Origin of the sequence: Candidatus Frankia nodulisporulans (assembly GCF_902806475.1) — a bacterium.
In the GTDB taxonomy this organism is placed as follows: Bacteria; Actinomycetota; Actinomycetes; order Frankiales; family Frankiaceae; genus Frankia; species Frankia umida.
The window spans coordinates 15,067-30,305 of the sequence record NZ_CADCWS010000024.1 but is presented as its reverse complement, the minus strand read 5'-3'; the positions used below and the strand labels follow the sequence as shown (position 1 = coordinate 30,305).

The 15,239-nt window shown below is 71.4% G+C and carries 8 protein-coding genes and 1 pseudogene; 6 read left to right on the top strand and 3 right to left on the bottom strand.

Annotated elements, in window-relative coordinates:
* Window positions 1-487: 487 nt before the first annotated feature.
* Entirely contained in the window at window positions 488-1,309 is an 822-nt protein-coding gene (locus G6R24_RS21890; RefSeq protein ID WP_420840653.1) for a CE1 family esterase, read from the top strand.
* Here G6R24_RS21890 and G6R24_RS04665 read toward each other — a convergent pair.
* The gene (locus G6R24_RS04665; protein ID WP_225438120.1) at window positions 1,298-1,831 is read right to left on the bottom strand and encodes a toll/interleukin-1 receptor domain-containing protein; all 534 of its coding nucleotides are present in this window, start codon (window positions 1,829-1,831) and stop codon (window positions 1,298-1,300) included. The genes G6R24_RS21890 and G6R24_RS04665 overlap by 12 nt on opposite strands.
* A 169-nt stretch (window positions 1,832-2,000) precedes the next feature.
* Here G6R24_RS04665 and G6R24_RS04660 point away from each other — a divergent pair, with 169 nt between their 5' ends.
* Window positions 2,001-2,459, top strand: coding sequence for a nitroreductase family deazaflavin-dependent oxidoreductase (locus G6R24_RS04660; protein ID WP_163547927.1), 459 nt, complete (start codon window positions 2,001-2,003; stop codon window positions 2,457-2,459).
* A 120-nt stretch (window positions 2,460-2,579) separates the two neighbouring features.
* Here the strand turns inward: G6R24_RS04660 and G6R24_RS04655 are convergent, their stop codons facing one another.
* Window positions 2,580-6,884: a DUF3418 domain-containing protein gene (locus tag G6R24_RS04655; RefSeq protein ID WP_163547926.1), complete on the bottom strand. Its 4,305-nt coding sequence runs from the start codon at window positions 6,882-6,884 to the stop codon at window positions 2,580-2,582.
* 736 nt (window positions 6,885-7,620) lie between these two features.
* Here G6R24_RS04655 and G6R24_RS04650 point away from each other — a divergent pair.
* Window positions 7,621-10,398: an ATP-binding protein gene (locus G6R24_RS04650; protein ID WP_225438119.1), complete on the top strand. Its 2,778-nt coding sequence runs from the start codon at window positions 7,621-7,623 to the stop codon at window positions 10,396-10,398.
* Between the two features lie 125 nt (window positions 10,399-10,523).
* Here the strand turns inward: G6R24_RS04650 and G6R24_RS04645 are convergent.
* Window positions 10,524-11,387: pseudogene (locus G6R24_RS04645) on the bottom strand (helix-turn-helix domain-containing protein); the annotation flags it as partial.
* Window positions 11,388-12,892: 1,505 nt separating this feature from the next.
* Here G6R24_RS04645 and G6R24_RS04640 point away from each other — a divergent pair.
* The 3 genes from G6R24_RS04640 (at window position 12,893) to G6R24_RS04630 (ending at window position 15,220) form a co-directional block, all read left to right on the top strand.
* A complete protein-coding gene (locus tag G6R24_RS04640) occupies window positions 12,893-13,129 on the top strand; it encodes a DUF397 domain-containing protein (RefSeq protein WP_163547925.1) in 237 nt (78 codons plus the stop codon).
* A 230-nt stretch (window positions 13,130-13,359) separates the two neighbouring features.
* Window positions 13,360-14,124, top strand: a complete 765-nt coding sequence (locus G6R24_RS04635; protein WP_163547931.1) for a hypothetical protein — start codon at window positions 13,360-13,362, stop codon at window positions 14,122-14,124.
* Window positions 14,125-14,668: 544 nt separating this feature from the next.
* On the top strand, window positions 14,669-15,220 hold the full coding sequence (locus G6R24_RS04630) for a GlcG/HbpS family heme-binding protein (RefSeq protein ID WP_163547924.1): 552 nt from the start codon (window positions 14,669-14,671) through the stop codon (window positions 15,218-15,220).
* The last annotated feature ends 19 nt before the right edge of the window (window positions 15,221-15,239 follow it).

Genomic DNA, 15,239 nt, shown 5'->3' with positions numbered 1-15,239 from the left:
CGCGCTCGCGGTCGCTGCCAGCCTCGTCGGGGCCTTCCTGGCGACCGTGCCGTCGGCCTCGTCCACGCCGGCCGGTTCGGCGCTGGTCGCCCCCCAGCCGTTCGACCCCGGCCCGCCGACCGCCGTCGCAGCCACGCCGGTCGGCGCCGGTACCTCCGGCGCGTCCCCGGCAGTGCATGCCCCGGCGGCGCCCACCCGATCCACCCAGGCTGATCCCCGGGCATCCCTACCGGCCGGCACCTCCGCCGCCACCGGGAGATCGCCCGCCGCCACGAATCCGGCGGGGGTCGCCCTGGGGGCGGCCGCCTCGGGAACTGGTGCTGCCTCGGGAACTGGTGCCCCGGGTGGCGCCGGTCCAGGAACTACCGGGAAAGCCGCGGGCACGCGGGACTCGGTGCGGCGGTTGGCGTCCGGGCGAACATATGAGCTGCATACCAACGTTGTGGTGACGCCGATGTACCGGGGCGGTGCGCGGCCCCTGGTGATTATGTTGCATGGACTGCTGAACAACGCCGAGACGTTGCGGCAGGCCTCGAGTGCTGACAGTTTTGCTGATAGCCACGACTTCGCGGTCGCGTATGGGGTGGGCGTCCACGAGGCGTGGAATGCCGGCGGATGCTGTGGGAACGTGCTGACCGATGACGTCGCGTATGTTCGGCAGATCGTGGCGGCCGCCGCTCGGGTGACGCCGGTCGACCGGTCCAGGATCTACGTCTGGGGTTTCTCCAACGGTGGGATGCTCGCCGCGCGCATCGCCTGCGACGCGCCGGATCTCGTCGCCGCCGTCGGGATGGTCGGCGGTCAGGCTCTGGTGTCCTGTCCGGAGGTGCCGGTGCGGCTCGTGCACATCCATGGGACGGCGGACACGACCGTGCCCTGGCGCGGCGGCTGGTCCAGCTATCTGACGATGTTCCTGCCCGACGGTGAGACCGAGGCGACGCACTTCGCGCCGGGTTCGACGATCCGTCACGTCCTGTGGGACGGCGGGCACAGCTGGCCGTGGTGGGCCATCGGCGCCCTGTGGGACTTCTCCGCCCCGTTCTCCCTGGACGACGCGACCTCCGTCGCGGCGACGACGGCCACAGCAGCCGCGACGGGTGCGACGGGTGCGACGGGTGCGACGGGTGCGACGGGTATGACGGCAGGGACGGGTGCGACGGCCACTGCGGCCTCCGCATCAGCTACGACCTCGGCGCCCGCCACGACGGCGGTCTCGGTGCCGGTCTCGGTGCCGGCGGAGGCGGTGGCATCCGGTGCGGTGGGTGAGGCGGTGGGTGCCGAACTCGTCCGAACCGGGTCAGGCGGGTAGGTCCGGGATGTCGTGGGGGTCGCGCCGGGCGGTGCCGCCCGGGGGGAAGGGCGGGGCGGTGGTGGGCTTGGCCCGGTCACCGGTCACGGCGAGGCGGGCGGCTGACCGGAGGATGGCGCGGGCGTCGGGCGCGGGAAGGCCGAACAGGTCGATGGAGACGACCTGACCGAGCAGGCCCGGACGCGGGCAGTTCTCGACTCGGAAGACGAGCAGTTTGCGCCGCGCGCCGTCGGGATCGGCGGTCCAGGCGGCCTGCCATTCAGCCTGGCCGTAGACGGAACGGGTGTACGCCTCGGAAAGTACCGCGATGGTGCGGGCTGCCCGGCGAATGCCGTTGTGCATGCCGACGATCCAGTTCGATCCGGGGGTGAAGTCCCAGGCCTGGACGAGAATCCGGTAGCCGGCCTCCTCGAGCACCCATGAGATCCACTCCGCCCATGGCCGATCCCCCTGGGTGTAGGAGACGAAGAAATCCCACTGGGTGTCGTCGTCCAGGTCGTTCGTGTTGCCCCCGATCGTCACCCGTCCAGTGTGCCAGTCAGACCCACCATGCCCCCGTCGGTTTGCGAACATTATGGTCACGCCGGGCGATGCCTGGCGGCGAGGAGGCGCGTGAGGTCACCGGGAGCCATCGGGGGAACGCGGGGTCGGACGGTGGAATGCGTCCGACCGTCGGATTGTTGTACGAACAATGACCGAAATCGACAAGGACAAACTGTCCTCCGACGCCGACTCGCTGACGGACTTCAACCAGAAGATCATCGAGGAGTTTCGGGCCAACGGCGGCACGGTCAGCCAGTTTCCCGGTGGCGCTCTTGTTCTGCTGCACTCGACGGGCGCACGGTCCGGTCAGCCCCGGCTGAATCCGTTGGCACGCCTGGACATCGACGGCCGGACTTTGGTCGTCGGCTCCTACCTCGGCTCCGACGTGGACCCGGCCTGGGTCCACAACCTGCGGGCCCATCCGCGGGCCCGAGTGGAGATCGGTAACGGCGGCGGTACCGACGCGCGCGACGTGGTCGCCCGCGAGCTGGCGCGCGAGGAGCGGGACGCGCTCTACCCGCGGATCGTCGCCCAGGCTCCCGTCTTCGCCGATTACCAGGCCAAGACCGACCGCGTCATCCCCATCTTCGAGCTCGTCCGAACCTGAGCCCGAGCCACCCTCGGCCGCCGACCGTCCGACGGGGAGCCAGACCCCGGTCGGACGTCGGACGTCGGACGGCGGAGGTCCGGGCGGGCCTCCGGGCATCGGGCGTCCGAGGGCGCCTGGTCAGCCGAGCAGGGCGTCGATCGCGCGGTAGACGCGCTCCTCGGAGACGGGGTAGGGGGTGCGCAGGTTCTGGGCGAACAGGCTCACGCGCAGTTCCTCGATCATCCAGCGGATCCGGCGGATCTCCTCGGTCGGTTCGCGGCCGGCGGGGACGGTGGCGAGCAGTTCCCGGTAGGCCGCGGCGGCCCGGCCGACCGTCGCGATGTTGAGCCGGTCGCGGTTCGGGTCGCGGGGCAGGCGTTCGAGGCGACGTCCGATGGCGGTGAGGTAGCGGGTCAGGTCGGGTAGGCGGTCCGCGCCGGTGTCGGTGACGAAACCGCGATAGATCAGGCTGTCGAGGTGGGCGCGGATGTCCGCCGCCGCCGGGGCGAACGCCGCGGCCCGCACCTCGCGCAGACCGCCTTCGACGGTATACGCCAGGGCCAGCACCTCCTGCACCTCACGGACCACGGTGAACGCCCCGTCCGGCAGACCGGCGCGGACGGCGGCGAGCAGCGCGGTGAAACCGGCCTCGTCCCAGGCGGGGCCGCCGGCGGCGGCGATCAGCCGGTCACAGGCGGCGCGGACACAGTCCTCGAGCAGGTCGGCGGCGTCGCGGTGCGGGTTGTGCGAAAGCGCGAGCTTGGCCGCGTTCGACAGCCGGCCGTTGAGCCCACGCATCGGGGACGGCACCCCGAGCAGCACGAGCCGCCGGGTGCCGGACCACATGCTGGTGCGCTGCTCGGCCTCGGTGTCGGTGGCCCGCACGGCGACGGTGTCCCCCTCGTCCACCAGCGCGGGATAGCCGCGCACGATGTGCCCGCCGCGACGCAGCTCCACCACCTTCGGCAACGTGCCAACGCCGGTCCAGCCGCGCAGACCACGGCGTTCGATGCCGTCGGCGGCCGCCGCCACCGCGGCCCGGGTCCGCGGCCGCAGTTTCGCCTTGATCGCGTCAAGGTCCTTGCCTTCGGCGAGCACCTCCCCGCGCGCGCCCTCGACCCGGAACGTGACACGCAGATGATCGGGGACGGCGGTCAGCGTCCAGACGTCCCGGGGGATCTCCGGACCGCCCATCCGACGCAGTTCATGTTCGACGGCCACCAGCAGCGACGCCCCGCCCGACGGCGAGATGTGTTCGAGCACCGCCCGCGCGTAGTTCGGCGCCGGGACGAAACTGCGCCGGACCACTTTCGGCAGCGCCCTGATCAGCGCCGTCACCAGCTCCTCGCGCAACCCCGGCACCCCCCAGGTGAACGGTTCGGCGTCGACCTGGTTGAGCACGGCGAGCGGGACGTGCACGGTCACCCCGTCGGCGGCCGAGCCCGGTTCGAACTGGTAGGTCAACGGCAGGGTGACCGCGCCGACCTGCCAGACATCCGGATACGCCTCCTCGGTGATGTTGCCGGCGCCGGAGGACACCAGCAGCGAGAGGGAGAAGTCGAGCTGACGTGGATCCTCGCGGCGGGCCCGACGCCACCAGGCATCGAAATGCCGCACGGACACGACGTCGGCGGGCACCCGCTCGGCGTAGAACGCGAAAAGGGTCTCGTCGTCGACGACGATGCCGCGTCGGCGCGCCCGATGTTCGAGCTCCTCGGCGTCGGCGAGCAGCCGCTGGTTGTGCGCGAAGAACTCGTGCCGGGTCTGCCAGTCGCCTTCGACCAGCGCATGGCGGATGAACATCTCCCGGCACAGCACCGGATCGATCTCGCTGTACCGCACCGGCCGGCCGGTGACGATCGGCACCCCGTACAACGTGACCCGCTCGTCGGCGAGTACCGCCCCCTGTCGACGGGACCAGTGTGGCTCCCCGTAGGTGCGCCGCACCAGATGCCCCGCCAGCGGCTCCACCCAGTCCGGATCGATACGTGCCGCGGTCCGACCCCACAGCCTGGACGTCTCGACCAGTTCGGCCGCCATCACCCAGGCCGGCGGGCCCGCCGATCGCTGCTGGGCCTGGGCCTTGCCCTGGCCCTGGGTCTGCTCGTCGCCCGGCTCGTCGGCCGGCTGCCTGGTCGCCTCGGTGCCGACGCGGGCACCCCGACGGGCCAGCGCCGAACCCGGCCACAGCATGAACCGTCCGCCCCGGGCACCGGCGTAGTCGCGGCGTTCGGGGTCGTAGCGGCCAAGATGCGACAGCATGCCGGTGAGCAGCGCCCGGTGCACGGCCACCGGATCGGCCGCCGGTCCGTCCGGATCGCCAAGGTCGAGTTTCAGCCCCCGCGCGACGGCGGAGAGCTGCCCGTGGACGTCCTGCCACTCGCGGACCCGCAGGTAGTTGAGGAACTCGGTGCGGCACATCCGCCGGAACTGGTTCGCCGAACGTTCCCCGCGGGCGTCCCGCAGATACCGCCACAGGTTCAGATAGGCCAGGAAGTCCGACGTCGGATCGGCGAAGCGAGCGTGCCGTTCGTCGGCGGCCTGCTGATGCTCCACCGGCCGTTCCCGCGGATCCTGGATGGCCAGCGCCGACGCGATCACCAGCACCTCGCGCAGGCAACCCTGCTCATCCCCGGCCAGCACCATCCGCGCCAGCCGCGGATCCACCGGAATCTGCGCGAGGCGCCGCCCCAACGCGGTCAGCTGCCGCCGTCCCTCCGATGGGCGTCCGCGTCCAGCTTCGTGGTGGGGCCCGGGCTCGCCCTTGGGTTCGGGGCTGGCCTTGAGCTCGGGGCTGGGTTCGGGGCTGGCGTTGGGTTCGGGGCTGGGTTCGGGGCTGGGTTTCGGGTCGGCCTCGGGGGTCGGGACGGCGAAGGCGCCGAGCTCGGTGAGCAGCAGCTCGCCGTCATGGATCTGCCGAGAGTCCGGTGGGTCGAGGAAGCCGAAGGTGGCGACATCACCGAGCCCGAGATCGGCCATCCGCAGCAGCACCGACGCCAGGTTCGTCCGCAGGATCTCCGGGTCGGTGAACTCCGGTCGCGTCTCGAAGTCCGACTCGCTGTACAGCCGGATGCAGATGCCGTCCGCGGTGCGGCCACAACGGCCCTTGCGCTGGTTCGCCGACGCCTGCGACACCGGCTCGATCGGCAGCCGCTGCACCTTCGTGCGCGCGCTGTACCTGGAGATACGGGCGTTGCCGGGATCGATGACGTACCGAATGCCAGGCACCGTCAGCGATGTCTCCGCCACGTTCGTCGCCAGCACCACCCGCCGGCCGGTGTGCGGTTCGAACACCCGATGCTGCTCGCCGGCCGACAACCGTGCGTACAACGGCACGATCTCCGTGTGCGGACGGTCCTGCCGGGACAGCGCCTCGGTCGTGTCGCGGATCTCCCGCTCCCCGGACAGGAACACCAGGATGTCGCCCGGACCCTCGGCGAACAGCTCGTCCACCGCGTCGCTGATCGCCTGCGTCTGGTCCCGCTCCGGCGACCGGGCCCGGCCCTCGGAGCGGGCGCCACCACCCGCGTTTCTGGCCGGACCACCGCTTCGGTCGCCGTTTCGGTCGCCGCCTGGGCCGCCGCCGTCCGGGTCGCTGTCCGCGTCGGTATCCGGGTCGTCCTCCGGGGCATAGTCGGGGAGCAGCGGGCGGTAACGGACCTCGACCGGGTAGGTCCGTCCGGAGACCTCGATGACCGGGGCGCCACCGAAGTGGGCGGAGAAGCGGTCCGTCTCGATCGTCGCCGACGTGATGATGACCTTCAGGTCCGGACGGCGCGGCAGCAGCGAGCGCAGATAGCCGAGAATGAAGTCGATGTTGAGGCTGCGCTCGTGCGCCTCGTCGATGATGAGCGTGTCGTAGCGACGCAGGGCGCGGTCCGAGGAGATCTCGGCGAGCAGGATGCCATCCGTCATCAGTTTGACGAGGGTCTCGTCGTGCACCTGATCGGTGAACCGCGTCTGGAAACCAACGACCCCACCGCCGGTGGACGGTGCCGCCGTACCGAGTTCCTCGGCGATCCGGTCGGCCACCGTACGCGCGGCGATCCGGCGTGGCTGGGTGTGCCCGATCATGCCGAGCACGCCGCGGCCGAGCTCCAGGCAGATCTTCGGGATCTGCGTGGTCTTCCCCGATCCCGTCTCCCCGGCCACGATGACCACCTGATGGTCACGGATCGCGGCCAGGATCTCGTCCCGGCGCTGCGTCACCGGAAGAGCCTCGGGGTAACTGATCGTCGGCACCCGCTGCCGGCGCCGCTCCACCCGGGCGGCCGCCCGCTCCACATCGGCCGCGATCGCGGCCAGCACCCGCTGACGGGACGCCGCGTCCCGCGTCCGCCGGCTGTCCGCGAGGCGCCGCCCCAGCCGGTGCGCGTCCCGCGGCGCCAACCGCGCCAACCGCGCCGTCAACTCCGCCACCCGCACCGCCGACTGCGACTCCACCGGCTGCGCGTCCGGCGCACCGTCATCCGGTGTCCGTGCGTCCGGTGTCCGCGGGTTGCGAGACTGCGTACGCCGAGTCCGCGCAGGCCGGTTCCGCGGTTGCTCCGTGCGGGCTTCCCGGGCGTGCGGCCCGTGCGTCGTCTGCGAGTCAGGCGACTGGGGGTCGTGGGGCGGGGCATCCGCGGCCCGCGGATCGGACGGTTCTGGCCCCGCCGCCGCGGTTGCTGCCGAGCCGCTGGATGGGGGACCGGACGGCGAAGCATTCACGGACGGTCCCTCCTCACGTCATCAAGCCTAGGGCATCACGGGCACCAACCGTCCCACCACACGGCCTGCCCACCCCCAGATGCCGAGCCGTCCAGCCGTCGAGGTCGGCCAGGCGTCGGCCAGGCGTCGGGCCTCGGCCTGGGCCGACCAACCCTCGGCAGCCGACCGTGGTCTGGGTGTTGGCCGCCACCGGCCACGGACCGCTGGCCGTTTCCGACCGCCAGCGGTCCGTGACTGGACGTGGGACGCGGATGGACGCGGATGGGAGCGGTGCGCGGGACGGGCGGGAAGTTGTCCCGGACCCGGGCCCGTCGGCACCACCGGCTGCGGTCGGGTTGTAACCTTCGAGAAGATTTCCGGGTGGAAACCCCGACGCGATTCTGGCGGAAGGTGACGAGACGGCCACGAATTTGGGGGGCTCGGGCTCCCTCGGGGGAAAGTCGGGCGGTCGAGCCGTCCGCCGGGTTCGATGACCGGCGCGGCCACTGACGGGCTGGTCGGTGCTGCGGGCGAGTGGGCTGGCGTCCATCGCCCCGACGGTGGGGTGGCCGGTTCGGGTGCTGCCCGAGCCGCGGCCGGCGGCAGCGGTGGCGCTGATGCTGGTGATGGCGGCCGGGGTGGGGGGCGTGGCGTCGGCGTGGGTGGCGGCGTCGGGATGACCGAGTCGGCGTTCGGTGCGGCGGCGTTGGAGCTGGGTCGGGCCTCGGAGCGGGTCGGCCGGGCGCATCGGGCACTTGACCGGGTCATGACCAGCGTGCTTGTCGCGTTGCGGGCCGTGGCGCTCGCACTCACCGTGTTCTACCTGGTCGTCTGGGACTGGTACCGGGATCATCCGCTGGCGGCGGGTGTGCTCTGCTGCACCGCGGTATGGCACGTCGTCTTCTGCCTGGCGGGGTTGCGGTGGGGGGTCGGGCGGACCCTGGCGGTGGTAAGCGTCGCCCTCGCGCTGCCGTTGAGTATCGCCGCGGGAGTTCTGCTCCCCGGCGATTCGATCGGGGACAGCGGGAACTTCGTGTTCCTCGCGGTCGTCAACGCCGCCGTCACGGCCGTCTGGGCCTTTCCGCGCAGGCTCGCCGCCGCGGCGGTGCTGGGGCTCGCCGCCGGTGCGCTGGTGGGGGGCTGGGGCCACAGCCCGCAGGTCATCGCGCAGCTGGCGTTGCTGGTCGTCGCGCCGGGGCTGCTGGGGATGTCGATCGGCCGCCTACGCCAGATCGCGCGGACAGCCGATCGACGTTGGGCGAACGTCGTGGCCCGCCATCGCGGGGAGGCGGTGGTGCTCGCGGTCGCCCGGGACCGCCGTGAGCGCGAGCGCGTCATTCACGACACGGTGCTCAACACCCTGACCGGCCTGGCCTGGGGCGGCGGTCGGGATGTGGCGCTGGCCCAGCGCCGCTGCGAGCAGAGCCTCGTCGCTGTGCAGGACCTGCTGGGCCCCGGCGGCGACGGCGGTCCCGCCCTGGCCGAACGTCTCGCCGAAGTCGTCGCCGAAGCGGTCGGACGGGGCATGGTCGTCGAGTTCGTCGACGGACCGCCTCGCGGCCCCGTGACGTCCGGTGACGCCGGCGGCAACGATCGTGGTGGTGCGCGGGTGGGCGGTGAGCCGCCGGGTGTGGTCGTCACGGCGTTCGCCGGGGCGATCCGGGAGGCGCTGGCGAACGTCGAGCGGCACGCCGGGTCAAGGTACGCGTGGGTGGTTCTGGATGGCGGTCCGGACGAGATCACCGTGCGGGTGCGCGACATCGGCCGGGGGTTCGATCCTGACCTGGTCGACTCCGCGCGGCTGGGGTTGCGTCACTCCATCATCGGCCGTCTGGAGGATGTCGCCGGCACCGTGAAGATCATCTCGTCCCATGGGTATGGCACGACGGTCGAGTTGCAGTGGCGCACACCGCGCATCGTCACCGACCATGACGCCGGTGGCGGCTCGTTGCGAGACGGCCTGCTCGGCGGCGGCCTGCTCGGCGGTCGGCTGTTCAGCCGTGGGCTGCCCCGTGGTGGGCGGGCTGGTGGTGGGACGGCTGGCGGTGGGCGTCCGACCGGGTTCGTGTCGGACCGGCGGAACGTGGCCGCGATCGCCGCTGATCTTGGGGCTGAGTATTCGGCGGGGCTGCGTCGGGCGGTGGGCAACGTCGCGGCCGCCTGGCTGGTTCTGATGCTCGTGCCGCTGGTGGGGACGCTCGGCTGGGTACGTGAGCCGCTGGTGGGTGTGGGGCTGTGGGTGGTGCTCGCCGGGGTCGTCGCGGTGGCGAGGGTACTGGTGCGTCGCCGGCCGCTGTCGGGGCCCGAGACGCTGCTGCTGCTCGCGGTCGGCGGCGGGATCTGCGTGGCCGGCGTGCGCAACACCGTGGGTGCGGACGTCGTGCGCATCGCCAACTGGCCGCTGGTGGCACTGCCGCTGCTGCTCGCGTTCGTCACCGCGTCCCGTCCGGCCAGGGAGTGGACGGCGGCGCTGCTGGGTGCGGTCGTGCTCGTCACCGGGCTGGTGCTGATCCGGGACGGGAACAGCCCGCTGGTGATCGCCCGGCTGGGTTCGGTCGTCTACGGTTGCTGCGCGGTGCAGATCATCACCGCGATGCTGGGACCGCTGCTGCGCCGGACCGCCATGGACACCGCGCACATGCACGCCGCCGAGGCCGAACTCGCCGCGAGCGCCGACTCGTCGGCGATGATCCGCCGCGAGCGCCTGGCCTGGTTGCGCACCGTCGAGCGGGACGTCCTGCCGCTGCTGTCCGACGTCGCCGACGGACGGCGTGACCCCTCCACCGCCAGTGTGCGCAGCGCCAGCGCGGCCCGGGCGGCGGCGATCCGACGGATGCTCACCGGCGGCGGGCCGTCCTCGGCGCTGGCCGATCTTGATCCGGTGCTCGCGGACGCCGAGAGCGCGGGGATCAGCGTCGAGATCCAACGGTCCGGGGATCTGCGTACCGCCCCCGTGCCGGTGCGGGCGGCGCTGGCCGACCTGGTGGGCGAGGTGCTGGCGGCCGCCGCGAGCGGCCCGGCGATCGTGACGGTGATGTGGTCGCCGGCCGGTGGCAGCGTCTACGTCACCATGCCCTGGCCGGATGACCTGGCCCTGCCCGGCGCGGTCCTCGGCGCCGCCGTGGCCACCAACATCCTGTCCGGGGACGCCTCCGGACGGTCCGCGCACATGTCGGTGCCCGCGGGTGAGACGACGGCACGGGTCGGGGTGGAGGTCGAGGTCGAGGATCGCTGGCTGAGCCTCGAACTCACCTGGCCCTGCGCCTGACCCACCGGCCCGCCGACGGGGTGGCGGGCCGCCGCGAGCCCGGAACTCGGAGCCAGCACCCCTTGCCCGAGCCGCGGCGCTGGTCCTGCGCGCGCTGGCCCTACAGGCTGGCGACGACCTGGCGACAGGCTGGCGACGACCTGGCGGAGCAGGTCGGGGGTCTCGGCCGGGGTCGTGCTGTCGACGCTGAGGCGGTTGTAGACCTCCATGTACCGGTCGACCTCCTCGCGCTTGTCGAGGTAGGACGAACCGGTGAGCTGCTCGAGGTACACGACGTCGGGCAGGTCCATCTCCGGGAAACGCAGGATGGTGAAGGCACCGCCTTCGGCCGCGTGACCGCCGAAGGAGAACGGCATGACCTGCAGCGTGAGGTTCGGCAGGTCGCCGAGCTCGATCAGGTGCTCGAGCTGACCGCGCATCACCTTCGGGCCGCCGATCGGCCGGTGCAGGGCCGCCTCGTCGACCACCACCCACAGGCGTGGGGGATTTGTGCGGTACAGCAGCTTCTGTCGGTTCATCCGTACACTGACTCGTCGCTCGACGACATCGCTCGGTAGCGCGTTGCCACCACCGTTGATGATGGCGCGGGCGTAGTCCTCGCTCTGGAGCAGGCCCGGAATGAACTGCACCTCGTACGTACGGATTAGCTGAGCCGACTCCTCGAGCCCGACGTACGGCTGGAACCAGTTCGGCAGGACGTCATTGAAGTTCTGCCACCAGCCGGCCGAGTTCGCTTCCCGGACGAGCGCGAGCAAAGGTGCTCGATCCGCTTCCTCCGTGACCTGATAGAAGGTCAGCAGATCGGCCACGTCGCGTTCTTTGAAGCTGACGCGGCCCAGCTCCATCCGGCTGATCTTCGACTCCGACGCCCGGATGTGGTATCCGGCCGTCTCTCGGCTGATGCCCTTCTCCTCGCGAAGTCGACGGAGCTGAGAGCCGAGCAGGATCCGACGTACCGTCGGTCCACTTCCCGGCTGAGCTGTCGTCACGGTCGGCCCCCTCGCCATCGGTCAACGCAAGAGTATGACATCTGATCTTCTTGATCCGGTTGCGTCTCTGGTTCTCATGCCTGATCGACAGTCGCTTGTTTAGCGTGGTGAGTGCTATTTGTATACTCGCTCACGGAGAGTATGTGAGATGGGTGTCCGTCCGCTGCGTCGGATGGCCCGATTGGTGTGGGCTGACGGGCGAGATCGTGGCACGCTGTGATGCGGGACATCCGTTCTGTTTCTTTGCAGAACATGAGCGTGGGTGAGGGTGGGGCCCCGCGTGTTCACGCCACTGTGGTGACGCTGCGTTGCCCGTCGTCACCTTGCGCCTCCGTTACCGTCCGAGATCATCTGCGCACGTCTGTCTTCGGTGTCGTGTGCCTGTCGACGCCGCGCTGGGCGACCCGATGTCTGATTGCACCTGACGTCGCGGGGCGACGGGAGCGCCCGCCGGCACGCTCGGGTAGCTCGACCCCGGCAGGTCCCGCGCCCCGACCACCCCGGACCGACGTCCGGGGTGGTCGACCCAGGTCGGAGTTCTGTGCGGAGGTGGGCTGTTGGTCCCGGTCCGGGAGCCGTCCGGGTGGAAATGTGGGTCTGGGGCGTGTCCGGCGAGGGATCTGGTCGTGCGATTACGCACTTCGTGGATTGCTGGTGGGCCCTCGTTGCTTTGGCTGTCGCGTCGAGGTCGGCCCGCCCGCCGCGCACTGGCGCCCGCGGGCGCGGGTGCGGGTCGCGGCGCGGGCATGGTGGTCCGAACGTCCTTGTCTCTCGTGTAGTCCCCCGTTGGTGCCGTGCGCGGCCCGAATGTGGACACCCCCCGGGCCCCTCGCACGCGTTTTCCCCAAGGCGAAGATCAATATGAGGATTTGCCGTATCTGGGGCGAATTGCGAGCTGCCCCGTAGCTCGATTTCCTCACTTTACGGATTTCGTCGGCGATTCGATGCCTTGTCGGGCGTCCGCCCTCGTTGTTCGGATGCCTGGTCCGGCGCCTGTTCGGTGTCGCCCGACCGGGCGACACCGAGTCGGAGGTCGGGCGGGGTTGAGGTCGGGCGGGGCTGGAGCCGTCCGGGCTGGAGATCGTCCGGCGTCGGGGTGTGGTCGGCCGAGCGGGTGATGGCTCGGAGGTGGCCTCGATGATCATGTCATGTGATGGTTTGCAGGGACATTGGACGACATCAGGTGGCATGGCGAATGATCGTGCACTATGTGCCCGCCCTCGGGCGTCTGCATGGGTGCGATGCTCCCCGCCGATCGCACGTGAGGTCGTCGCGCGCACACGCCTCCCGCTTGATGCACGTGCACCCGCCCGTGCTGTATCGTGAGCCGAAGTTCGTGCAGGCGCACACGCGACGAGTTCGTGGGGTTGCAGTGGGGCACCCCGTCGCAGTGGCAGGCGAAGCCGCTCCGCAGCCGCGGCGTGGCCCAGCCGAGGTGTCGTGGGCGGACCGCGTGGGGTGAGGGCTCGCTGTCGTGCGCTGCCCTGGGGCGTGGGGAGAAACGCGTGAGCAAGATCTACAGTGGCATGCCAGCGACTGCGCTCGAGCGCGTGACCTGGCAGAAGAGCCGTCGGAGCAACTCCCAGGGCAACTGCGTCGAGATGGCGAAGCTGCCTGGCGACGAGGTGGCCGTGCGTAACTCCCGTCATCCCAACGGGCCCGCGCTGGTCTATACCAGGGCCGAGATAGAGGCCCTGATACTTGGGGCCAAGGACGGCGACTTCGACAACCTCCTCCAGTAGTCCGCGCCGCCATGTCCCCGCTGACCTCGGTTGTCCCTGCCCTGCCGGCACGCCCGCACGCGGCGATGACGGCCCGCCCGGGTACCGATACGCCCTCGATCTCGTCTTCGACCTCGCCCTTCGGTCCGCCAGAGCCGTTGCGGTCGGACCTGTCCGTGCGACGACCACCGGCCGACCTGCGCTCGGCCGTCGCGTTCGCGTGCCTGCCCGCGTCCCGGACCGGAGACAGCATGCCCCCGCCTGCCGCAGAACGGATCTTCAACTCCGGTGACCTTCCGTCGCTCTCGCTGCCCGGAGCGGACGGACTGATCACCTGCCGGTGGCTGCGCGCGGCCGTCACCGGCACCACTACTGCCGTCACCGAGGTCGATGCCCGGGTCACCGGCGCCCCGGTCAACCTCGGCCTCGGTGACGGTGATCGCAGCGACGACCGACGTCGCGCCCAGGTGGGCTTCGTGCTCGTCGAGCCGGCCTGGCTCGTGCGGGCCGCGGCCGAGCGCGTCCGCGCGCCGGGAATCGACGCGGTCGTGCTGCACGCGCATCCAAGCCCCCCGGGGCGCAGCGCGCTCGCCCTCGCGTTCGCCTCCCACCTGCGCAACGTCCTGCGTGGGCCGGGGGCCGGTACCGACCCGTGGCTGGCCAACAACGTCGTCACCTCGGGTCTGCGTCCGGACCTGCGCGGTCTGCGCGACCTGGTCCGGGTGCCACACCTGGTGACGATCACGGACGGCACGGGCGCGGTGGCCGACACGATCGTCTGGGAGATCATGACCGGGGCCCAGTTCGACGCCTGGCTTGACGGTGCCCCCCGGCCGGACCAGAAGGCCATCGAGGCGCATCTGCCCGGCCTGCTGCGGCTGCGCGGCCTGCAACGACTCGGGCGCCTCGATCATCGCTTCGCCGGTGTGCTCGCGGACATGCCCGGTGGCGGTCCGCTGACGACCCGGCTGATCCACTGCTTCCCGCGGTTGGTGCTTCCGCTGGCCGCCGCCTGATCGGACCGGGCCCGATCGGGCCGCGGTCGCCGGCCGCCGGCGGTGAGCCCACCCACATCGCCCTCCACCCGTCCGGGCCAGCGATGCCCCCGGCGGGCCAGTATCCGGATGGGGCGATCGGGCCGTGCCGTCGATCCGACGGACGGCCATGGCCCGGTCGGCGGGTGTCGGCCAGGTGGTGTCAGGGTGGTGGGGGAGAGCCGCTGGGGGCGCCCGAGCGGTCACCGCCGGCCCGTTGGAGCAGTGCGGATCGCCCTATGACCTGCTCGCCGACAGCACCGCGGCGAGCGGGTAGCGACATGAGTGCTTTCTGTGATCGGAGTGCGGTGATCGTCCCGTGGGGGCCTGCCGGCACCGGTCCCGTCCGGTCGGGCGGGGGCGGCCTGGCCAGCACGGGGCTTTGTGTGTCCTTCTGTGTCCCGTCGCCCACATGGGGAACCCGCGTACGCAACGGTTGTTGTGCGGCGCGCCTTCCACCACCGGACGGTCGTTGTGGGCCTATGGTCAGGCGCACCGGAACGCCGCTTTATGGGGAGAGTCGCGGATGACCGTATCGCTCGAGGATGCCCGTCGGATCATCGCCGCCGGGGAAAGGTATGCGATTCACCTCGGCCAACCGGTTAACATCGCCGTCGTCGATCACGCCGGGATTCTGGTGGCCCACGTCCGGATGGACAACGCCCGGCTACGGACCGCAGACATCTCCGTCGACCGGGCCTGCGCGGCGCGGGCATCGGCGCTGCCCGCGGTGCCGGCGCGCCTGGTGCACCATGGCGGCGACGACGGCCCGGCGGAGTGGTCCGCCGTGGGGATCGACGCCGATCCCGGCGACGTCGACCTCGATCTGGATCGCGGCGGTGGCGCTGGCCGGGTGTTCGCCGACCACGACCGTGATCTCGACCGCGGGCCGGGTGGCCGGGGGATCGAGGGTGGGCTGGTCCGGCATCGGCCGGCGTTCACCCGACCGATCAGTTCGGGGCTCACCGGTGCCGTTCCGCTGTGGCGCGACGGCCTGGTGGTCGGCGCGGTGGGTGTCAGCGGCGGGCCGACCCCGCACGACGAGGCGATCGCCCGCGCCGCCGCCGCCGCATACTGAGCAATCTCACAAGTTGCCC